This window comes from Clostridium sp. DFI.1.208 (assembly GCF_024463855.1).
GTDB lineage: Bacteria > Bacillota_I > Bacilli_A > Erysipelotrichales > Erysipelotrichaceae > Clostridium_AQ.
The window spans coordinates 1-292 of record NZ_JANGCA010000262.1 but is presented as its reverse complement, the minus strand read 5'-3'; the positions used below and the strand labels follow the sequence as shown (position 1 = coordinate 292).

Here is a 292-nt window from a genome sequence, read left to right as displayed (position 1 = left end):
ACACGGCTTCGCTTCAAATTAAAGGATGAATCCAAGGAACAGGATGAGGTGCTGAAAAGCATGGAGGGTGTTGTCACGGTTATGAAGAGTGCCGGACAATATCAGGTGGTCATCGGCAATCAGGTTCAGGATGTATATGAACAAATCGTACCATTGTTACATGCAGAGCAGTCGCAGACGGTGCAGAGTGCTGAGAAAGAGAAGCTGCTGGATCGCTTTGTGGATATCATATCGGGTATTTTTCTGCCGATATTAGGGATCATGGCTGCGTGTGGTATGATTAAGGGAGTGA

At 46.6% G+C, this 292-nt stretch carries 1 pseudogene; it reads left to right on the top strand.

Annotated features, from left to right (window positions below):
- A pseudogene (locus tag NE665_RS24310) lies at window positions 1-292 on the top strand (PTS beta-glucoside transporter subunit IIABC); the annotation flags it as partial.